The 20,882-nt window shown below is 41.5% G+C and carries 16 protein-coding genes and 13 tRNA genes; 15 read left to right on the top strand and 14 right to left on the bottom strand.

Annotated elements, in window-relative coordinates; genetic code table 11:
• Nucleotides 1-441 carry a peptide-methionine (R)-S-oxide reductase MsrB gene (gene msrB / locus JJQ94_RS20680; RefSeq protein WP_099031668.1) on the top strand — a complete coding sequence of 147 codons (441 nt, stop codon included), beginning with the start codon at nt 1-3 and terminating at the stop codon, nt 439-441.
• Nucleotides 442-464: 23 nt separating this feature from the next.
• Here the strand turns inward: msrB and JJQ94_RS20675 are convergent, their stop codons facing one another.
• The 7 genes from JJQ94_RS20675 to JJQ94_RS20645 form a co-directional block, all read right to left on the bottom strand.
• Nucleotides 465-2,096 carry a response regulator gene (locus JJQ94_RS20675; protein WP_099031669.1) on the bottom strand — a complete coding sequence of 544 codons (1,632 nt, stop codon included), beginning with the start codon at nt 2,094-2,096 and terminating at the stop codon, nt 465-467.
• 463 nt (nt 2,097-2,559) lie between these two features.
• Nucleotides 2,560-2,635, bottom strand: a tRNA-Val gene (locus JJQ94_RS20670).
• A 128-nt stretch (nt 2,636-2,763) separates the two neighbouring features.
• Nucleotides 2,764-2,839: transfer RNA gene (locus tag JJQ94_RS20665), tRNA-Val, on the bottom strand.
• Between the two features lie 128 nt (nt 2,840-2,967).
• A tRNA-Val gene (locus JJQ94_RS20660) sits at nt 2,968-3,043 on the bottom strand.
• A gap of 128 nt (nt 3,044-3,171) precedes the next feature.
• Nucleotides 3,172-3,247 (bottom strand) — tRNA-Val (locus JJQ94_RS20655).
• Nucleotides 3,248-3,375: 128 nt separating this feature from the next.
• Nucleotides 3,376-3,451: transfer RNA gene (locus JJQ94_RS20650), tRNA-Val, on the bottom strand.
• Between the two features lie 157 nt (nt 3,452-3,608).
• Nucleotides 3,609-3,684, bottom strand: a tRNA-Val gene (locus JJQ94_RS20645).
• A gap of 528 nt (nt 3,685-4,212) precedes the next feature.
• Between JJQ94_RS20645 and JJQ94_RS20640 the strand changes: the two genes are divergently transcribed.
• The 8 genes from JJQ94_RS20640 (at nt 4,213) to JJQ94_RS20605 (ending at nt 7,254) form a co-directional block, all read left to right on the top strand.
• A tRNA-Ala gene (locus JJQ94_RS20640) sits at nt 4,213-4,288 on the top strand.
• A 75-nt stretch (nt 4,289-4,363) separates the two neighbouring features.
• Nucleotides 4,364-4,439, top strand: a tRNA-Glu gene (locus tag JJQ94_RS20635).
• 100 nt (nt 4,440-4,539) lie between these two features.
• Nucleotides 4,540-4,615 (top strand) — tRNA-Glu (locus JJQ94_RS20630).
• A gap of 100 nt (nt 4,616-4,715) precedes the next feature.
• Nucleotides 4,716-4,791, top strand: a tRNA-Glu gene (locus JJQ94_RS20625).
• 69 nt (nt 4,792-4,860) lie between these two features.
• A tRNA-Glu gene (locus JJQ94_RS20620) sits at nt 4,861-4,936 on the top strand.
• A 99-nt stretch (nt 4,937-5,035) separates the two neighbouring features.
• A tRNA-Glu gene (locus JJQ94_RS20615) sits at nt 5,036-5,111 on the top strand.
• Between the two features lie 99 nt (nt 5,112-5,210).
• Nucleotides 5,211-5,286 (top strand) — tRNA-Glu (locus JJQ94_RS20610).
• Nucleotides 5,287-5,661: 375 nt separating this feature from the next.
• Nucleotides 5,662-7,254: a methyl-accepting chemotaxis protein gene (locus tag JJQ94_RS20605; protein WP_099030439.1), complete on the top strand. Its 1,593-nt coding sequence runs from the start codon at nt 5,662-5,664 to the stop codon at nt 7,252-7,254.
• A 104-nt stretch (nt 7,255-7,358) separates the two neighbouring features.
• On the opposite strand, the gene folE2 is transcribed toward JJQ94_RS20605, so the two are convergent.
• Nucleotides 7,359-8,279, bottom strand: a complete 921-nt coding sequence (folE2, locus tag JJQ94_RS20600; RefSeq protein WP_099030440.1) for a GTP cyclohydrolase FolE2 — start codon at nt 8,277-8,279, stop codon at nt 7,359-7,361.
• Nucleotides 8,280-8,600: 321 nt separating this feature from the next.
• Here folE2 and arcB point away from each other — a divergent pair, with 321 nt between their 5' ends.
• Entirely contained in the window at nt 8,601-10,922 is a 2,322-nt protein-coding gene (arcB, locus tag JJQ94_RS20595; RefSeq protein ID WP_099030441.1) for an aerobic respiration two-component sensor histidine kinase ArcB, read from the top strand.
• A 6-nt stretch (nt 10,923-10,928) separates the two neighbouring features.
• On the opposite strand, the gene arcA is transcribed toward arcB, so the two are convergent.
• The 5 genes from arcA to trmB form a co-directional block, all read right to left on the bottom strand.
• Nucleotides 10,929-11,648 (bottom strand): two-component system response regulator ArcA, encoded by a 720-nt coding sequence (arcA, locus tag JJQ94_RS20590; RefSeq protein ID WP_010379411.1) that lies wholly within the window; start codon nt 11,646-11,648, stop codon nt 10,929-10,931.
• A 107-nt stretch (nt 11,649-11,755) separates the two neighbouring features.
• On the bottom strand, nt 11,756-12,277 hold the full coding sequence (locus JJQ94_RS20585) for a YfiR family protein (RefSeq protein ID WP_099030442.1): 522 nt from the start codon (nt 12,275-12,277) through the stop codon (nt 11,756-11,758).
• Nucleotides 12,274-13,896 carry a sensor histidine kinase gene (locus JJQ94_RS20580; RefSeq protein ID WP_099030443.1) on the bottom strand — a complete coding sequence of 541 codons (1,623 nt, stop codon included), beginning with the start codon at nt 13,894-13,896 and terminating at the stop codon, nt 12,274-12,276. Before JJQ94_RS20580 ends, JJQ94_RS20585 begins: the two co-directional genes overlap by 4 nt.
• Nucleotides 13,897-14,060: 164 nt before the next feature.
• On the bottom strand, nt 14,061-15,089 hold the full coding sequence (locus tag JJQ94_RS20575; protein WP_099030444.1) for a methyltransferase: 1,029 nt from the start codon (nt 15,087-15,089) through the stop codon (nt 14,061-14,063).
• Between the two features lie 80 nt (nt 15,090-15,169).
• A complete protein-coding gene (gene trmB / locus JJQ94_RS20570; protein ID WP_099030445.1) occupies nt 15,170-15,895 on the bottom strand; it encodes a tRNA (guanosine(46)-N7)-methyltransferase TrmB in 726 nt (241 codons plus the stop codon).
• A gap of 144 nt (nt 15,896-16,039) precedes the next feature.
• Between trmB and mutY the strand changes: the two genes are divergently transcribed.
• Both mutY and JJQ94_RS20560 read left to right on the top strand, forming a co-directional pair.
• Complete coding sequence (gene mutY / locus JJQ94_RS20565) at nt 16,040-17,101, top strand: A/G-specific adenine glycosylase (RefSeq protein ID WP_099030446.1); 1,062 nt, start codon at nt 16,040-16,042, stop codon at nt 17,099-17,101.
• Between the two features lie 65 nt (nt 17,102-17,166).
• Nucleotides 17,167-17,439, top strand: coding sequence for an oxidative damage protection protein (locus JJQ94_RS20560; RefSeq protein ID WP_010379401.1), 273 nt, complete (start codon nt 17,167-17,169; stop codon nt 17,437-17,439).
• Between the two features lie 49 nt (nt 17,440-17,488).
• On the opposite strand, the gene ispB is transcribed toward JJQ94_RS20560, so the two are convergent.
• Nucleotides 17,489-18,460 (bottom strand): octaprenyl diphosphate synthase, encoded by a 972-nt coding sequence (gene ispB, locus JJQ94_RS20555; protein WP_099030447.1) that lies wholly within the window; start codon nt 18,458-18,460, stop codon nt 17,489-17,491.
• A gap of 417 nt (nt 18,461-18,877) precedes the next feature.
• On the opposite strand from ispB, the gene rplU reads away from it, so the two are divergent.
• From rplU to cgtA, 3 genes are all read left to right on the top strand, one after another.
• On the top strand, nt 18,878-19,189 hold the full coding sequence (gene rplU / locus JJQ94_RS20550; protein WP_010374575.1) for a 50S ribosomal protein L21: 312 nt from the start codon (nt 18,878-18,880) through the stop codon (nt 19,187-19,189).
• Between the two features lie 19 nt (nt 19,190-19,208).
• Nucleotides 19,209-19,466: a 50S ribosomal protein L27 gene (gene rpmA / locus JJQ94_RS20545; protein WP_010374578.1), complete on the top strand. Its 258-nt coding sequence runs from the start codon at nt 19,209-19,211 to the stop codon at nt 19,464-19,466.
• 169 nt (nt 19,467-19,635) lie between these two features.
• Nucleotides 19,636-20,793: an Obg family GTPase CgtA gene (gene cgtA, locus JJQ94_RS20540; RefSeq protein WP_069022786.1), complete on the top strand. Its 1,158-nt coding sequence runs from the start codon at nt 19,636-19,638 to the stop codon at nt 20,791-20,793.
• The last annotated feature ends 89 nt before the right edge of the window (nt 20,794-20,882 follow it).

The following is a 20,882-nucleotide window of genomic DNA, read 5'->3' as shown; positions in this document are numbered from 1 at the left end:
ATGTTAAAGTGGTTAGATATACTAAACTTTGCTAGAAATGGTAATCCTGTTGCTCCTCGCAGAGTTGAAAAATCGGACGAGCAATGGCAATCAGAGCTTGCTCCAGAAACTTACATGATCACCAGGAGAAAGGGGACTGAGCGACCGTTTAGCTCACAAAGTTGTCAGCTTTTTGAACCTGGTAAATACTACTGCGTATGCTGTGGTGAGTTGTTATTCGATGCCGAAGAAAAGTTTGATAGTGGCTCTGGTTGGCCCTCGTTTACACAGCCTGCAGCAGTGGAAGCGGTGGCGTATCATGGCGATAAGAGCCATGGAATGACGCGCGTCGAAATCACTTGTAACGTGTGTGATAGCCACTTAGGTCACGTATTCCCTGATGGCCCTGAGCCAAGCGGACTGCGTTATTGTGTTAATGCTCTTTCAATGGAAAAGAAATAGCTCAATTGTGATAATACAATCAATTACTCAAAGTCGAGTTTCATTTCATTTAGTTTAGCTTTGAGTTTACCGTAGCGGATCTGCTGTTCACTATCCAACTCAGACTGATTTAGCAAGGTAGTACAACGCTTTGCTAAATTGGAATTAAAAGTACTTCCTGACTTAGCACAACTATCACTCATGCATTGCAGTAAATTTAGCGCTATTCCTGAGTTTTTAGGCATAATTCTAAATGCTTGAGTGAATGCCTCCAAAGCGGTTTCATATTGTCCTTTATTAAACTGTGTGACCGCATGGTTATTGAGCTCTCTTGGGCCCATGGTGATCTCTTTTTTCTCTTGTTGCTGCTGATAAAGATAATGCATTGTGACGGGATCTGCGCTTGAGCTATGGCGCTCACAGTGTGCAATAACTTGACTAAATAGCTCCTGAGCTTTGTGGTTTAGTCCCACCTCATGTAGTGCTTTTGCTTTGTCTAAAGTGGAATCTACCGAGCGAATAACGGGCTCATCTTCTAATTGTTCTAGCAGTTGTTTCGCTTTTTTATGCTCATCTTTTAGATAATGGACGCGGGCGTTGAGAACATCGATTTGTGCTTGGGTTTGTGCATTTGGAAATTGCTGCTTTAAATCACTCAGATATTGTTGCGTTTGCCTTGTTAGACGAGTGACTTGGTCTGATTGGTCGGTACTCAAGGCAAAGTCTATTCCAGCTCGTGCGGCATTCAAATACACCTCTGGTTTGTCATGGATCGAGTAACGCGCGAAACTTGCTATATCTTTATGTGCTTTATAGCTGGCTTCATAGTCGTGATTGATTTGAGCTACTCGACCAAGTGACTGTTGCCTATTTATATTTCTGGGCGCCATCTCAATTGCTTGTTCTAACAATTGTTGGGCATTCTCATATTGGTTTAGCTTTATTTCGAGTTTGCTCAATAAATCGAGCGCAGGAAGACGAGTTTCCGGTCGCTCTATTAAGGTTTTCAACATCTTTTGAGCGATAACATCTTCATTGTTGGTAATGAGCGCCTCGACCAAGCCTAGCTTTGCCCATGTAAACTTTTGCAGAGCCAGAACTGACTTATAAAAAGACTTAGCTTCTTCTAATTGATTGAGCCTGAGTAAAAGTTCTCCTTTTAGCTTTAGGAGTAGGGAAGTGTAGTTATGATCTTTGTTGTCTAGTTCTAGATCTAGCGCTTTCAAGGCCTTTGAGTAGTTCTTATCGTCTACAAGCAAGTTTATATGCCTTAAAGCCTGTTTTCGCTTTAAAACTCGTTCTATACGGTTTTGTAGTTCTTTTATTGAAAAGGGCTTAACTAAAAAGTCATCGGGTTGGAGTTCGATAATACTATGGACTAACTCGGGGCTAGTTTCAGAAGAAATAAAAATAAAAGCTGTACTTGAGCGAATTAACTGTTTGGAGCGTAACTCTTCATAAAATTGATAGCCATTTTGCTTTTTTGCTAAACCAAAAGAGCATACGATGAGATCGAACTTATTGATGGTACAAAGCTCTTTTGCACTGTCTGCACTTTCTGCAAATTTTAAATTTCTGAAATCTAACTGTTCTAAAGATTGTTTCATATAGCTCAATGCTAATGGTTGATCTTCAACGATTAACATTTTGGCATTTTGAATAGATGGAGCTGACATAGAAACAATTTTTAGACAATGGCTTTGCTTCTAGTCTAGTACTCAGGTGTAGTTTTGAAAACAAAAATTAACTCATTTTTAGTAGGTTAGTCTATTTAGCTTATCCCAACTATTTACTGAGGTTAGTGGCAAAATAGTTAAGGGTATAACAAAAATTTGGGAGGCTTAGTAGAGTAACTAATTAGTTAATAAATGAGAAAAACTAGATTTCTCTGTGAACTTAATCAAGAGGTTTAAGTTTATTCAGTTTGATGTGCTGTTTGAGTATGTAAAAAGTAATGACGACTATACAGAAACTGGAGTGCTGGATTGTACTGAATTTGAAGTTGTAGTCTTGTTTAGGCATTGACCACTCTACTTGAAGAATAAAGTGGTGGGTTGTACTGGACTTGAACCAGTGACCCTAGCCTTGTTCAGGCTTAGTGCGATGCTTTGCATCGACCACTCTATTTAAAGAATAAAGTGGTGGGTTGTACTGGACTTGAACCAGTGACCCTCGCCTTGTAAGGGCGATGCTCTCCCAACTGAGCTAACAACCCGAATTGTGTTTCAATTTATACTCTTGAATAGAGTTATGGTGGGTTGTACTGGACTTGAACCAGTGACCCTAGCCTTGTTCAGACTTAGTGCGATGCTTTGCATCGACCACTCTATTTAAAGAATAAAGTGGTGGGTTGTACTGGACTTGAACCAGTGACCCTCGCCTTGTAAGGGCGATGCTCTCCCAACTGAGCTAACAACCCAAATTATGTTTCAATTTATACTCTTGAATAGAGTTATGGTGGGTTGTACTGCGTTTTAAGCGGTGACCCTTGCCTTGTTCAGGCTTAGTGCGATGCTTTGCATCGACCACTCTATTTTAAGAATAAAGTGGTGGGTTGTACTGGACTTGAACCAGTGACCCTCGCCTTGTAAGGGCGATGCTCTCCCAACTGAGCTAACAACCCAAATTGTGTTTCAATTTATACTCTTGAATAGAGTTATGATGGGTTGTACTGCATTTTAAGCGGTGACCCTTGCCTTGTTCAGGCTTAGTGCGATGCTTTGCATCGACCACTCTATTTAAATAATAAAGTGGTGGGTTGTACTGGACTTGAACCAGTGACCCTCGCCTTGTAAGGGCGATGCTCTCCCAACTGAGCTAACAACCCAAATTGTGTTTCAATTTATACTCTTGAATAGAGTTATGGTGGGTTGTACTGCATTTTAAGCGGTGACCCTTGCCTTGTTCAGGCTTAGTGCGATGCTTTGCATCGACCACTCTATTTAAATAATAAAGTGGTGGGTTGTACTGGACTTGAACCAGTGACCCTCGCCTTGTAAGGGCGATGCTCTCCCAACTGAGCTAACAACCCAAATTGTGTTTCAATTTATACTCTTGAATCGAGTTCAATGTCCAATTCTAATCTAAGAGTAGAAATGGTGGGTTGTACTGCATTTGAAGTAGTGACCCTTGCCTTGTTCAGGCTTAGTGCGATGCTTTGCATCGACCACTCTATTTAAAGAATAAAGTGGTGGGTTGTACTGGACTTGAACCAGTGACCCTCGCCTTGTAAGGGCGATGCTCTCCCAACTGAGCTAACAACCCAAATTGTATTACAACGTCTGCCGTTGTGGGGCGGTATTATAGGTTTAGTTTGAGAAGAGTCAACACTTAACTTTAAAAAACTATACTGTGTGATGATTTTATGCTCAATGCTCTAAGCTCTTCATTATAGAAGAGGTGAGGGAGCTTATATTTTTAGTCCAAGAATCATCTTATTCTGAGTAAAATGAGTTTCTGAGCTTAACATGTTATGGTGCGGGATTAAGCAGGGTTGGATATCACACGAAAAAAGAAAAGAGCCGCATTTTGGCCTAATTGGATTTAAAACAAAAAGACAAAGATGCCGGTAACTATGCGTTTTAATATGCGTATTAAAGTGTGTAATAAATAATCCAATTCAAGGTGTTAGGCTTGCAAAAAGGAGTTGTTTGGTTATATTCTACGCTTCTTGATTTAAAATGAATCAGTTAGAAAAAACTTTCATAAAAGTAGTTGACTTTATTTTTGCTCCTGCATAGAATGCGCCCCGCACTCAGCGATACAGGCTAGCAGTTCAAGTCTGACTATTATGGGGCTATAGCTCAGCTGGGAGAGCGCTTGCATGGCATGCAAGAGGTCGACGGTTCGATCCCGTCTAGCTCCACCAATTTATCGTTAGTGCATATGTCCTAGTACATAATTCAAATGGCAACGCCTCGAGTGCGAAGTTGTTTGTTATTGTGTCCCCTTCGTCTAGAGGCCTAGGACACCGCCCTTTCACGGCGGTAACAGGGGTTCGAATCCCCTAGGGGACGCCACTTACTTTGGTAAGTAACTCGGTTAGCAAAGAGAATAAACAGCTAAATAAAGTCCTAGTGACACAGAAATAGCAAATCAGCGATTTGCAAGAAATTCTGCGTCCCCTTCGTCTAGAGGCCTAGGACACCGCCCTTTCACGGCGGTAACAGGGGTTCGAATCCCCTAGGGGACGCCACTTACTTTGGTAAGTAACTCGGTTAGCAAGAGAATAAACAGCTAAATAAAGTCCTAGTGACACAGAAATAGCAAATCAGCGATTTGCAAAAAGATTCTGCGTCCCCTTCGTCTAGAGGCCTAGGACACCGCCCTTTCACGGCGGTAACAGGGGTTCGAATCCCCTAGGGGACGCCACTTACTTTGGTAAGTAACTCGGTTAGTAAGAGAATAAACAGCTAAATAAAGTCCTAGTGACACATCTGTGTCCCCTTCGTCTAGAGGCCTAGGACACCGCCCTTTCACGGCGGTAACAGGGGTTCGAATCCCCTAGGGGACGCCACTTACTTTGGTAAGTAACTCGGTTAGCGAGAGAATAAACAGCTAAATAAAGTCCTAGTGACACAGAAATAGCAAATCAGCGATTTGCAAGAAATTCTGCGTCCCCTTCGTCTAGAGGCCTAGGACACCGCCCTTTCACGGCGGTAACAGGGGTTCGAATCCCCTAGGGGACGCCACTTACTTTGGTAAGTAACTCGGTTAGCAAGAGGATAAACAGTTAAATAAAGTCCTAGTGACACAGAAATAGCAAATCAGCGATTTGCAAGAAATTCTGCGTCCCCTTCGTCTAGAGGCCTAGGACACCGCCCTTTCACGGCGGTAACAGGGGTTCGAATCCCCTAGGGGACGCCACTTACCTTCAATATTCTATTTCTCATCATATTCGCCATTCTTAGTTGTTTAAGTTCAGAACTCTGCTAGCTTTTATATTAACTTTCTGTTGTTTGTTAAGTATTCATACCAATTTGTCTTAATACTTGCTCAATTTGAAGGAGCAAATCTGACGCTAACGGCGTTAAAAATTTCTTATTTAGAACAACTAAATAACAAAATTTTTGCCTTGTTATCGACAAGATTTTATCGCCTCAAAATAGATCACTTAATTAAGCAAATTAGTATCAAATCATATTTCACTATGATCTCAATCAGTCTTTCGGTGAAATTCTTTACGACTTCTAAGAAAGTAATAATCTATTACTTATTGCCCTTTTTGATCGAGAGCGAGTTATGACAAAAGGTAGAGCCAATTACACAGGAAAAGAGAACGATTATCCAAGTTCTTACAATCTACTTTCAACGACAAATGTAAAAGGTCAGATAAAGTATGCGAATTCACAGTTTTGTGAAGTTGCTGGGTTTTCACTTAGCGAGTTAGAGGGGAAGCCCCATAATATCGTTAGGCACCCAACAATGCCTAAAGCCGCTTTCAAGAACTTATGGGATTATATCGAAGCGGGCAAACCTTGGATGGGAATGGTTAAAAACCGTTGCAAGAATGGAGATCACTATTGGGTTAATGCTTTTGTCACTCCTATTAAAGATGCATCCGGTAAGACTGTAGAATATCAATCGGTTAGGACAAAACCAAGTAGAGAAGTCGTTAATCGTGCAGAAAGTATTTATGCTGATTTAAATAATGGTGTGTCGCCGAATAAATTCACCAGAGCGTCTTGGTCGCTCTCGGCGCAAATGATGACAATAATCGCTGCTTTTTATATTTTAACCGTGCTGATTTCAAGCCTTTCGACATCACCTTGGACTTTTGTTGCTGAAACGGTTCTAGCTGTTGCTGTTTTATTTATTACTTATTCTCGCCTCGCTCCAGTGCGATCGCTCAGCGAAAAAGCTAAAAAAGTATACGATAACCCATTAATGCAAAAGGTATATCTGAACAAGGTCAATGATGTCGCATCTATAGAGCTTGCTTTACTCGCTAGAGAATCCGAGCTAAGAGCCGTGCTTGGACGTGTTAAAGATGCTAGTGCCACGGTTTCAGAGTACGCAACCAAAACGATGCAAGAATGTAACACGAGCTCTGATATTTTAAATCGACAGCAAGCGCAAACCGGCTCCTTAGCAACAGCAATTAATCAGATGTCAGTGTCGATTGGTGAAATAGCCTCTAATACTAATAATGCAGCGCAGCAATCAGAAGCGGCGCTTGAATCCGTTGTTAAAGGTAACAAAGCCGTTGATGACAATATGGAGAATAATTATGCCTTATCGGAAGAGTTATCTCGTACGCAAAAAGATATAGAAGATCTCAATGCGCAAACGGTTAATATTGAAGGGGTTGTTGATGTGATCCGTGGGATCTCAGAGCAAACCAACTTGCTCGCTTTAAATGCTGCCATTGAGGCTGCACGGGCTGGTGAGCAAGGCAGAGGATTTGCGGTTGTTGCTGATGAGGTAAGGGCGCTTGCGCAAAGGACTCAAGATTCAACAGCCGAAATTAATGGTATTATTGCCGATCTGAGGCAACGTGCAGAAAGGGCGGTTACTGCAATTCAAAGTGGAGTAGAGCGCTCTTCGGAGTGTGTACTAAAGGCTGAAGGCACAAAAGTGAGTCTAGAAACGATCAATACGATAGTGAATGAAATTTCAGGGTTGAACTATCAAATTGCCACATCGACAGAAGAAATGTCGAGTGTTTCTAATGAGCTCAACGCAAATGCTGTGACAATTTCAGGTCTTGCGGATGAGTCTATGGAAAGTGCGCGTAAGACGCATGAAACGATGAAAAACACAGAGAAGGCTTTAGAAAATCAAGAGGTGTTAGTCGAGCAGTTTATTCGAAAATTAAACAGTGCTAACCGTTGAGTAGGTAACTGAAAGTAATACCGCGCTGAATTGATTGAATATGGGTTTGCTACTAATCAGAGCTATGAACTAGCTCTGATTAGTAGCAAACGGAGCGGAATAAATTAAATGCTGTAACCGTCTTCAGCCCCTTTCACGGCATATGCCACTGCGTCATGAGCATGAAGAGATTCGTAATGGTTTATCTTCACATAGAAATCTAAATAAGTTTGCTGGTTTAGCAATGCTTTTAACTTCCTTGCTGCATCTTCACAAAACATTAGGTTTTGGCCGTTGAGGCGCGCAAATTCTTGTTCATCTTCTCGTTTAACTGCAGCTTGAACAGGAGTTTTCAACTCATTTTCAACCAACTCGATCAGATCCAAAATTTCAAACTCAGTACTATTATTCGTAAGCTTAACTTTTATATTTGCAATTGAGCGTTGAGAGTGAGGCGTTGCAACGATACCTTCTGTGCTGCCTAGCCAATCATGTACACTATGGAAATCTAATTGTTTACCATCAAAGGCTTGCTGGAAAGCATTTTGGATCAGCTGACGAGACAGTGCAGCTGAACAGGGACAAGTCGACGAGTACGTAACGTCAAGCGCCAGCTCTAGTTTGTAAATACCTTTTATCAAAGTTGCATCAAGGGTAATTGGGTATGATTTCCATCCCATTTTTTTACTTAAAAGCGAAGGGCGTCTGATAGGCAACTCAAACTGCAGTGTTACTTTTGCACCTGTACTTAAGTCACTATGCGTACTCAAAAAGTTATCTAACAACTGCTTTAGAGTTTTCGGTGTAAGTACTTGTTCACAAGAAAGAGTGTCAAGGGCAAGAAAGAGGCGTGACATGTGAATGCCTTTTGCGTTTTCTTTTTGCAAATTAACAAAGGCATCGGCTTTGGCTGTAACAGTAACTTGATTTAGGCCTTTGCTTTCTAATACTAAAGGCAACTCTATGTTACCCATGCCTACCCAGTCTAAAGTTCCTGTTTGTAACGCACTAGCACTGTGTGCAATGTCTGGCATGTTATTTTGCATCGACGCTCTCTTTTCTCACGACTTAAAAAACGGGCATATTACACGAAATCAGATTAAGTTGGGATGGTGAGCTTAAATCTATCCGCACTAAATTAGATGATTTGTGCATTTAGTGATACAGAGTCTCATTTCCGTTATCTATCATTCTGCTTTGTGTGCATGAAATTGACTGAATGATCTGACCTTGCAATTTCTATACTCGCTTATTACTAGGGCTTTTGTATAATATTTACTTTGAGGGCTTGAAAAGCAATTCAGTCAGGCTCAAGCGGTAGAATATAAACTTGCCTGACAAGTGTTTAACAATGGTGAAGTAATAATATGACAGAAAATTCGTTTGGCTCATGGGCTCGAATTTTATCAAACTTGGTAGAAAAATACGGTAACAAGCGGGCGTTTGCCATCGCGTATGCTTTTACGCTCTTCGTTGCAGTTATTCTATCTTGCATGTTTTACTATGTTGCTTTAGGTGTAGTTGAAATTGTCGATATATCGGCACTCTTTTTCTTAACCGCTGTTATTGCGCCCGCTCTCATCATGATGTCCGTTGCGGCAATGCGGGAGGTACACTCGTCCAAGGCCTATTTGGAGTCGGCAACACAACAAGAAAAGATGCTGAACCAAACGCTAAAGGACAATATTAATCGTTTAAATAGTGAGATTGACGAGCGTAAAATTGCTCTGCATGCTAAACACCGCGCGATAGATGAATTAAGAAAAGAAATTGCAGAACGTAAAAAGACCCAACAAGAACTTGCGCAGCAAGGTATGTTACTGCGAAGCATTGTTGATTCATCTCCTGATCTGTTCTATTACCGCGATGAAAACGGTGTATTCGCAGGCTGTAACAAGATGTTCGAATTAGTGATGGGCAAAAGCAGTGAAGAACTAATTGGTAAATCAGTCGAACAAATATATTCAGAGCAATATCTTCCAAAAGTACTTGAAACAGATAGCCAGGTATCAGAAACACAGCAACCATTAACACTTGACGTAGAGTATCCTGTTGAAGGCGAACCTCGTTGGTTTGAAATGCGCAAGCTGCCATTTATCAATGATAAAGGCGAATATATAGGCTTGTTGGCCTTTGGTCGTGATATTACTAGTCGTAAAGAAGCCGAGCAGGCGTTAGAAACTGCGTATAAGGATAAAGGTAAGTTTATTGCTACGCTAAGTCATGAATTAAGAACTCCGCTTAATGGTATTGTTGGTCTGACGCGCATGATGTTAGACACCGATCTGACTGCGCAACAAAAAAGCTGGTGTAATACCGTGTTTTCAAGCGCGGAGACGCTTGGCAATATTTTTAATGACATCATTGATTTAGATAAAATTGATAGGGAGCAGCTAGATATAGCAACGGACAGTATCAATGTCTCTGATTTTATAAACGATGTAGTCAACTTTGCAGGTCTAATTGCTGACCAAAAGGGCTTAGAATTTACTATCAATCGTTCTGGAATCTTAGACGTTTATGCGTTACTCGATCCGACACGTCTACGTCAGGTACTCTGGAATCTAATTAATAATGCAGTGAAGTTTACCCACAAGGGTAATGTGACGCTGGAATGCCGCCGCGAGAATCGAGATGATGGGCCATGGCTGACAATTAGCGTTATAGATACAGGTATGGGAATATCCGAAGATCAGCTTGAGCGGATCTTTGAGATGTATTACAAGGCTCCAGATGCATCGGGCAGCAATGCGATTGGCTCGGGCATTGGTCTTGCGGTTACTAAAGCCCTAGTTCAGGCTATGAAAGGAACGATAGCGGTTACTAGCCAAGAAGGTAAGGGTAGTCGTTTTGATGTTGAGATCCCGTTACAGCTATGTAATGCACCGAAAGAACAGAGTTATGCTGGTAGGAGCTTGTACATTTTACTTGTTGAGGATGTGCCGTTAAACGCTGAAATTGCAACAAATCTATTAGAACAGCGAGGGCATGAAGTTATTTGGGCTGAAACTGGCGAGGACGCTCTCTCGTTTGTTGAAACTGAGGATGACCTAGATCTCATTCTCTTGGATATGCAGCTACCAGATATCAATGGTGATGTTGTCGCGCGTCAAATAAGAGAAGACAGCCACTTTGATCACTTACCAATTGTTGCCTTAACCGCAAACGTCAGAAGCGCCGAGCAAGAGCTTGAGGGGATTAATGTTCAGGGAGCTTTGGCCAAACCAATAAATACTACTAAGCTCGACAAAATGCTCGCTGAGTTATTTGGAATTGAGGCACAGAAAAACAAACAAAGTATCGATATTCGAGAAGCATTATCACAACCTGAATACTCAGATTTAGATATAGAGACCATTTGCGACTTTGTTGAGTCTATGGGGGCAGCTGCATTCCAAAGAAGCTGTGACCTATTTACTAAGCTCAATCCTAAGTACTGTCAAGAGCTCAGAGAGGCTGTTGCACAGAATGATATCGAGGAATATGGTGCGGTTGCACATAAAGTTAAAGGTGCTGCTGGCTCGGTAGGGCTGCAACTTGCCCAATTACAAGCGAAGAAAATGGAATTAGAATCAGAAGGCAAAGAGGAAGAGACGCTATTGAGTTGGGTTTCTGAGTTAGAGGCAAAAATAGAAGAAGGGCAAGAAGCCCTTCATCCATTAATTGCAAAACTCGCTGAAGATCAGTAAAAACGATTATTGAGCGTCGAGTTTACCAATGAAACGGTAACCTTCACCGTGAATTGTACTAATTAATTCAGGCGTATTGTTATCAGTTTCGAAATGCTTACGAATACGACGAATAGTAACGTCAACAGTACGGTCATTTGCGCGAAGTTCACGACCAGTCATGTGCTTGATAAGCTGCTCACGGCTAAAGATGCGGCCAGGCGAATCTAGCATTAGACGAAGTGCACGGTATTCACCTTTTGGTAGACGCTTTGAATCGCCTGTTGGAGATGTTAAACAGCGACTGTTTTCATCTAACTCCCAACCATTAAAAGTAATAACGCCGTTGCTATCAATTGTTGACTCTTCTGCAGACGTGCCAGTACGAGAGATTAGGTTACGAGCACGAATCGTTAGTTCACGCGGGTTAAATGGTTTTGTGATGTAATCATCAGCACCAATCTCAAGACCAAGAATGCGGTCAACATCATTGTCACGACCTGTTAGGAAAATAAGGCCGATATTTTTCTTCTGGCGTAATTCACGCGCCAAAATTAAACCATTTTTACCAGGAAGGTTGATATCCATGATTACAAGGTTTACATCATCATTTGATGTCAACTTGTCATGCATGTCATCGCCATCAATGGCTTCGATTACTTTGTAACCTTCCGCTTCAAATAAACTAACGAGGTTCAGTCGAGTTACGTCTTCATCCTCTACAATTAGAATGACTGGCGTTTGCATTATTAATTAACCTTTTCGGAATATATAATTTACAATGTGTCCGGACTTATATAATAAATCCGAATATTTACGATTATAGGAGCTTATCCAATTGTTAACAAGTAAAATCAGTTGGGATGAAACTTGGATACGGCAAGCAGCCTTGAGCGTACGATGAAGTACTGTTTTTCTAGTGCTTGCTTATTTATATACAGTCGAATTTTGCTCCCTTCTTGGACCAAAGAAGCAATCCCGCCTCTTTCTAAAAACTCAATACTTTCGCCCACGGTCAACATGTTTGACTCTATTGTATCGGTCCAAGCGGACAGTATATCATTTTCGCTAGTTTCATCAATGTATGTGATATCGCAAGCACTGGAAAGTTCCCTATAGCTCCACGTTTTTTTTGCTTCTACGAGCTCAATGGGTTTGCCTCGCACATTTAGCTTTGTTGCACTTTTTAGTTCAGCAGCCGGCCCGGATTCAAGTGAATAGAAGCAAAATTGAATACTGTTTTTTGTGTTTTCGTCGGGAAACTCGACGAATTTTGCCATCTGATAGAGAAAAGCAGAACGAACCTGATCTGGTGATTTTGCAGTTGTATTTAAGGAGACAAATAAAAGCAAAACAACTAGATTAATCAACCTCATTTTAGATTACCCGACAGAGGAAGAGATATAATAAACTTAGCACCTTGGCTAAATTCTTCATCTAAAGTGATCGAGCCTCCAAGTGCTTGGGTTACCAGGTTATAAACCAAATGCATACCTAGGCCGCTTCCTCCCTCACCTCTACGAGTTGTGACAAACGGATCGAAGATGCGCTTTTTAATTGCTTTGGGTACACCCATTCCGTTGTCTGCATATTCAATAGCAAGTTGTCCCATTGATGGTTTCACAGTAATTGAAATGCTATTGTTTTGTTGATCTTTAAAACCATGGAGTAAGGAGTTGGATATAAGCTGCTCTAACACTTGTTGTAATGGTCCCGCTTTACTTTCGATTGCAAGTCCAGAGTCACAGTCAATAGTCACTTCAGGTTGTTTTGTGGAGAGTTCAGCTCGCATAGATGCTACGACTTCAGTAAGTAGGTTTGACAAATCTATTCGTGAGTTCACTTCTAGATCCTGGCTTACGGCAAGGCGCTTAAAGCTAGAAACCAGCTCAGCCGCTCGGTTTAGGTTGCGGTAGATGAGATCAAGATTTTCAATTCCATCGTTAACAAAGCGCTCTAACTGTTTGGAGGTCAGAGACTTTGTTTGAAACGCTTCGCGAATATCGGATAATTTGTCTCTTAACAACGTAGAACCTGTGATCCCCAAACCGATAGGGGTATTTACCTCGTGGGCAACACCTGCCACCATTTGCCCCAGCGAAGCCATTTTTTCGTTCTCGATGATTTGGTTTTGGTATTGATGCATACGCTCTAAAGCATTCAGCAATTCTTGGTTAGCCTCTCTTAGCGCAATTGTGCGTTGATTAACTTTTTCCTCCAAGCTCTGGTTGAGTTGTTTTATTTCTTGCTTGTCAGCTTTATGACGCTCTAGTTGATTCTCGGTGCGAGCTAACATGATATTTAAGTTATTTGCTAGTACGTTTAGTTCTGCAATATTGCTACCAGGAGCTCTAGCACTGTAATTATGATTTTTTGAAACGTCCTGCAATAGAGCTGAGAGTCCTTCAATTGGCGTAGCTATACGCTTTTGGATCCCCCTTGAAACTAGCAATACGAGGAGAAGTACGAATAAGGTGAGCGCGATATCTACCAAGATTTTTTTATTTATATAGTTTGAGAGCCTTTCTAAACCGCCGCGGACATAAACATAACCTTCAATATTCCCCTCATAAATTACAGGTTTAATCAATTCAATGTAGTCTTCTGAGACCTTGGGGGTTTTTAACTCTTCAATTTGATTAACCTTTAGTGGTACAGGTGGTGTTCGACTGGCGTTGTAGCTGGTAAAAAACACAGGGCTGTTGGTTACGTCATCCATGGCATAGATATGGATGTTTTTGATGATATCCACTTGTTGAAAAGACTTTAGACGTGCATCTTCTGTTTTTCGATCATCGAATAAAATTGTGATCTGAGAATTGAACGCAACGATGTCGGCTATCATCTCTATTTTGTTGATGATCAGTTGCTTTTGCTCTTTTACATCAAGGTAAGTGGAAATAGATATGGATAAAGAGAGGCACAGCGCGGTTACAAGCATCACTGCGCTGATCAATACTTTTCTTATGCTTGTTTTGGTTAATTGCTTACTCATTCTTATTCCAGCTGTATGATCAGCCTTAGCTGCGGCTACAGAGCTTTTGAGATCCAATAACTCATTATAATAAAGTAGAGCAAATCTTTGAAAATGAAAAGATAAAAGGTGGGTTTGAGTTAAGGTTTACTTGATATAAGCAAGTAAACCTTAGAGTTAGTAAACTACTGCGCTTTATAGATGGCGAATTTAGTGTTTTTAGTGACAACTTCAAACTGTTCAAACTGAGCTTCTAAAATAGGTGGGTATTTTAAGAAGCTATTTGCAACTAACTGAATATTAGACTTGGTATCCATATGACGCTTAATGTTATGTAGAAATTGCTCAGCGATATCATAGTCTGTTGAAAGGCCTGTATGAAATGGTGGATTGCTTAAAATAAGGTTGAATTTACCATTCAATTCACTTAAACCGTCACTAAGTAACAAAGTTGCACTGAGGTTGTTTAAAGCTAAAGTCTGCTGCGTGGCAAACAGCGCAAGTGCATTGACATCTAAACAGGTGAATTTAAGTGTTGGGTTGTTCAATAAGGCGTAGCAGGCAATAAGCCCAGCACCACAGCCAAAATCTAACACTTTACCTTTATAGGGAAGGGTGACATTTTCTAGTAATAGTTGAGTACCTGCGTCGAGCTTCCCATGATTAAATACACCAGGCAAACTTGCGGCAGTAAACTCGGTCTTGGCGATACGCACTGAAAATGTCTGTACATAATGGCTTAAATCAAAATTTGGGTTGGTAGTAAGCTGATCAAACTCATACAAAATGCAGTGTTTTGCGCTTTCTAATTTATAACAGTGTGCAGCGTGCTCTTTAAGTTGCTTTTCTGCACTTTTCACCCCACTTTTGTTTTCGCCAACAACGAGTAACCTAGTTTCAGCCGTGCTCAAGTGGCGGATGTTATCAAATACCATTTGCGCTTCAGGTTTTGATTTAGGGTAATAATAAATAACTAAATCAATATTTTGCAACTGCGGTAGTTGATGGTCTACATAGCTCTTAACGTCGGCGATTTTATCGGCGTGAAGGTGGTCTGCAAAATCGAAACTAAATGCATGAATTGCCGAACTTGGATTGAGCGCTTTTAATTCACGTAGGAAGCCGTCGCGCTGATGGTTAATAACCAGAATATTGTTGGCAATAAGCTCTTCTTCATTACGAAGTAGTAATAAACTCGGGTTGGTAAACTGCAACGCTAACTCCTAGTGAATGTACTCAAATAGATGGGCGATGAAGCAGCCTGTTGAGCCGCTCCATTATAAAGAGGGGCTGTTTAGCTAATACGCTCGAACATTAAATCCCAAACGCCATGTCCTAAACGATGGCCTCGTTGTTCAAACTTAGTAAGCGGTCTAAAGTCTGGGCGAGGAACATAGTCATTGCTTTGCGACTGGTTTTTATAACCAGGTGCTGCGCTCATCACTTCAAGCATATGCTCGGCATAGTTTTCCCAGTCAGTTGCCATATGGAGCACGCCACCTACTTTAAGCTTTTGGCGTATTTTCTCAGCAAATTCAAGTTGTACAATGCGACGTTTGTGGTGACGCTTTTTATGCCATGGATCAGGGAAGAATAGTTGTAATTTAGCAAGGCTGCCATCAGCGATACAATCCGCTAAGATTTCAACTGCATCGTGTTCAAAAACACGTAAGTTAGTGATGCCTTGTTCATCTGCATCCATCAAGCAAGCACCTACACCTGGACGGTGTACTTCTATGCCAATAAAGTTTTGTTGAGGGTTATTTTTTGCCATCTCAACGAGAGACTTACCCATCCCAAATCCAATCTCAAGAACGACTTCATTGCTGTTACCAAATACTTCTGTAAAGTCCAGCAAACCTTGTTGGTGCTCCAGTCCCATTGTTGGCCAGCATTTTTCTAGCGATGCTGCTTGGCCTTTAGTAAGACGTCCTTCACGCTTAACAAAGCTACGCACTTTTCTGATGTACTTGCCTTCTTCCTGCGCCTGTTCGAGCGCACTTTTGCTTGATTCGTTCATGGTCATTTCTATGCTCGTGAAAATGGTCGCACATTATCGTCATTCAGTTGGCAATAAACAAGTATAGAGTGAAATTTTACGTGGTGACTATTAAAGCAATTGTGATTACACTGGCGGCTTTTGTAGCAAGTACTAGACAAGTTTATGAAAGTTAGCCAGCAACAAGCTAAGTGGTTTGGTGAGCAAGTTGTGTCTTGGTATCACCTTCATGGTAGAAAAACACTGCCGTGGCAACTCGGAAAAACACCGTATAAAGTATGGATTTCTGAGGTGATGTTACAGCAGACTCAAGTAACCACAGTTATTCCTTATTTCGAGCGCTTTATGGCGCGCTTCCCAACAGTAATTGCGTTGGCCGATGCACCGGAAGATGAAGTGTTACACCATTGGACTGGGCTTGGTTATTACGCCAGAGCAAGAAACCTTCATAAAGCTGCAAAAGTGATCAGAGATAGCTATAAAGGTGAATTCCCACAAACATTAGAAGCGGTGATGGACTTACCGGGCATTGGTCGCTCTACCGCAGGTGCGATACTCTCTCTTGCGCTTGGTCAGCATCATCCAATACTCGATGGTAATGTTAAGCGAGTCCTAGCTAGGTTTTATATGGTTGAGGGTTGGTACGGAGTAAAAAAGGTCGAAAATCAGTTATGGTCTTTGAGTGATGCCGTCACGCCAAGCGGTGATGTAAGAGCGTTTAATCAGGCTATGATGGATTTAGGTTCAGGCGTATGTACCAGAAGTAAGCCAAACTGTGATGTTTGCCCACTTGTTGAGGAATGTTCGGCGTTCAAAAATAATCGGGTTAAAGAGTTTCCAAACCCTAAACCCAAAAAAGAGAAACCAAAAAAGCGTACTCACCACTTAATAATTAAATGTGATGATAAAGTTTTGATGGAGAAGCGCCCTTCGAGTGGAATATGGGGTGGGTTATTCGGCTTTTTTGAGTTTGCAGAGCAAGATGAGTTAGACGCGTTTATTAAGCAGCAAGAACTTAAACTTGAATGTACAAATACACTTGAACCCTTTGTGCATATTTTTACGCATTTTGAGTTAACTATTACCCCCGTGGTTGTAGAAGTAAAAAGTATGCCAGATTGTGTGCATGATCAGCAATTGCTGTGGTTCGATACTCATAACCCGCCAGAGGTTGGGCTCGCTGCGCCGACTAAAAAGTTGGTTAAAGTATTAACCGCAATAGGGTAAACTGACACCATCACTGGTGCTGACTCTCATTGAGTGCACGATTAAAATTGAAGAGGTAGATACTCATGGCACGTACGGTATTTTGTCAAAAGTTACAAAAGGAAGCGCCTGGACTGGATTTTCAACTGTATCCAGGAGAAGTTGGTGAACGTATATTTAATAACATCTCCAAAGAAGCTTGGCAGCAATGGCAGCATAAGCAAACTATGCTAATTAACGAAAAGCATCTTAATATGATGGATCCTGAGCATAGGCAAATGCTTGAAGAGCAGATGGTCGGCTTTTTGTTTGAAGATAAAGAAGTCGAAATTGAAGGCTACAGGCCACCAGAAAAATAAAGGTCGCATCAGCGACCTTTTTATAGCTCATAAACTGGCTAGGGGACGATTAATACTCTCTATCCACAGAAAGTTTAGCAAGTCCTATAAGTGCTTCTTTATGCACTGAGTCAGGTAAAACGCTCAATTGTGCAATCGCTTTTTGGGCTTCTTCTTGGGCTTTAGCCATCGTGAAGTCAAGTGCTTTAGTCTCGGCTAGTGTTGCTAATATATCTTCAAGATAATCAAGCCCATTACCACTTTCTATTGCTTTTCTGATTTGAGCTGTTTGCTGAGCATTTGCATGCTGCATTGCATAAATAAGCGGAAGCGTAGGTTTACCCTCGGCGAGATCATCGCCAATATTCTTGCCCAGCAATTCTGCGTTAGCACTGTAGTCAAGAATATCGTCTACAAGTTGGAAGGCTGTGCCTAAATGCATACCGTAAAGCTTAAGCGCAGTTTTAATTTCGTCTGATTGCTCTAACACTACAGCAGGTAGTAAAGTTGCAGCTTCAAATAGTTTTGCCGTTTTGCTGTAGATAACCTGCATATAGCTCTTTTCAGTTGTATCTGGGTCATTACAGTTCATTAGCTGTAACACTTCGCCCTCAGCGATAATATTAGTCGCATCCGCTAAGATCTGCATGACTTCCATATTGCCAAGGCCAACCATCAACTGGAATGAGCGAGTGTAGATAAAGTCACCAACCAATACGCTTGCCGCATTTCCAAACTCTGCATTTGCAGTCGGTTCTCCACGGCGCAGTAATGACTCATCAACCACGTCATCATGGAGTAAAGTTGCAGTGTGAATAAACTCTACAATTGTCGCTAGTGTGATGTGTTTATCACCTTCGTAACCTAATGCTCGGGCGGCCAAAAGGGCTAACATCGGGCGGATGCGTTTTCCTCCGCTATTTACAATGTATAAACCTAGCTGTTTTACAAGTGCAACATCAGATTGCATTTGTTGATGTATAAGTTGGTTGACGTCAAGCATATCTTGCTCAACCAAATTTTGGATAGTTTTTATATCCATTGCGCTCCGAGCCAATCTATTAACCGAAAATGAATAAACTCGGCGATTGTACTACAAAAAAATCATCGACTCGATAAATTGTCGTAGTTGCTTATAAAAAAACGTTTTTATGCTTACTTTTTGTGCTTTTAATGGTCGCGTAATGGGTGAAATAGGTACAGTGAAATCTCATTTGGTACTGTATTAGGTAAACCATAGATTCGCCTTTTGTCTGATGAATTGAGAGAAAAAAGAGCTTGGCTTTGACATTTTTTTGACTAGAATAGGGGAAAATATTTGATTGCCCTCTTACGAGCTAAATTTTATTCACTTTCTTCAAATTTACTCTTGCGCCAAGATACGCATTAGCGTAAACTTCGCGCCCTATTGAAGAATATTAAGTTGCGTCGATTTGAGGGCGCACAGACGGAGTTAATTATGTACGCGGTTTTCCAAAGTGGTGGTAAACAGCACCGTGTGACTGAAGGTCAAACAATTCGTTTAGAAAAGCTAAACGTTGAAACTGGTGCAGCAGTTGAATTTGATTCAGTACTTCTAATTGCTGATGGTGAAAAGATCGAGATCGGTGCACCGTTTGTTAACGGTGGTAAAATTACAGCTGAAGTTGTATCTCACGGTCGTGGCGAGAAGATTAAGATTGTTAAGTTTAGACGTCGTAAGCATTCTCGTAAGCAGATGGGCCACCGTCAGTGGTTCACTGAAGTTAAAATCACTGGCATTAGCGCTTAATTTTTAGAGGTACAGAAAGATGGCACATAAGAAGGCAGCTGGTAGTACTCGTAACGGTCGCGATTCAGAAAGTAAACGCTTAGGTGTTAAACGTTTTGGTGGCGAATCAGTTTTAGCGGGTAGCATCATCGTTCGTCAACGTGGTACTAAGTTCCACGCTGGTTCTAACGCAGGTATCGGTAAAGACCACACAATCTTCGCAAAAGCAGACGGTAAAGTTGTTTTTGAGCAGAAAGGTCCTTTAAACCGTAAATACGTTAGCATCGTTGCTGAGTAATCGGTATTAAATACTAAAAAACCCCGCTTAGGCGGGGTTTTTTGTTTTCAGCACATCAATTACCAAATTAGCTATATCAAGGCGTATTAATACAATTGGTATTAGGAGCGATTTGTCGCTGCTGCTATAATGGTGTAGTGAATTCAGACAGAGTTAAAGAGTTTAAACCATGAAGTTTGTCGATGAAGTAGAGATTAGAGCGGAAGCCGGAGATGGGGGCAGTGGTGTCGTTTCATTCCGCCGCGAAAAGTTTGTGCCTGATGGTGGCCCAGACGGTGGTGATGGTGGCGATGGCGGTAGTGTATTCCTGCAGGCTGATGAAAATTTAAATACGCTTATCGACTATCAGTTTGAACGCTTTCACAGGGCTGAGCGTGGTACCAATGGTCAAGGCCGTAATTGTACCGGTAAAAAGGGTCAGGACTTAGTACTTAAGGTACCAGTTGGTACAAGAGTTACAGATGTCGATACTGAAGAATGTTTAGGTGATTTGACCAAAAACGGACAAAAGCTGATCGTAGCGAAAGGTGGGTATCACGGTCTTGGTAATACGCGTTTTAAGTCAAGTACTAATCGCGCACCAAGACAGAAAACGCTAGGTACTCAAGGTGAAGTTCGTAACCTTCGCTTAGAATTGATGCTGCTTGCAGACGTCGGTTTGTTAGGTCTGCCAAATGCTGGTAAATCTACGTTTATCCGCAGTGTATCCGCTGCCAAACCAAAAGTCGCTGACTATCCATTTACCACGCTAGTGCCTAATTTAGGCGTTGTGAGACCTGAAGCGAGCAAGTCATTTGTAATTGCCGATATCCCAGGTCTAATTGAAGGTGCTGCGGACGGTGCAGGCCTTGGCATTCGTTTCTTAAAGCACTTAGAGCGCTGTCGAGTGTTATTGCACATTATTGATGTGATGCCGGTTGACGGTAGTGATCCTGTTGAGAATGGCTTCGCTATTATTAACGAACTGCATCAATACAGCCCTAAATTAGCGGAAAAGCCTCGTTGGCTAGTGCTAAATAAAGTGGATTTATTGCTTGAAGAAGAAAGAGAAGAAGTATGCGCCCGTATTGCTGAAGAGCTAGACGCAGAAAACTTTTATATGATCTCTGCTGCAAACAAGCTAAACACGCAACCTCTTTGCTTTGATATCATGAACCTTCTTGAAAGCATGCCAAAAGATAAGTTCGAAGAAGAACAGCAAGAAGAAGTTGAATTTAAGTGGGATACATACCACAGACATGCAACTAAAAATGATAAGAACGACGATGATGACTGGGATGACTGGGATGACGACGACTACGATGTTGAAGTTATTTACGAGCGTTAAGTTACATTGAGTTTACTCTAAGAGGCCTATTATATGGGCCTTTTTCATGCATATTGAATGGTGTATCACTTCAACTCAGTATTCTCGCC

The organism is Pseudoalteromonas sp. GCY, assembly GCF_016695175.1.
Classification (GTDB): domain Bacteria; phylum Pseudomonadota; class Gammaproteobacteria; order Enterobacterales; family Alteromonadaceae; genus Pseudoalteromonas.
This window is presented reverse-complemented; position numbering and strand designations above follow the sequence as displayed.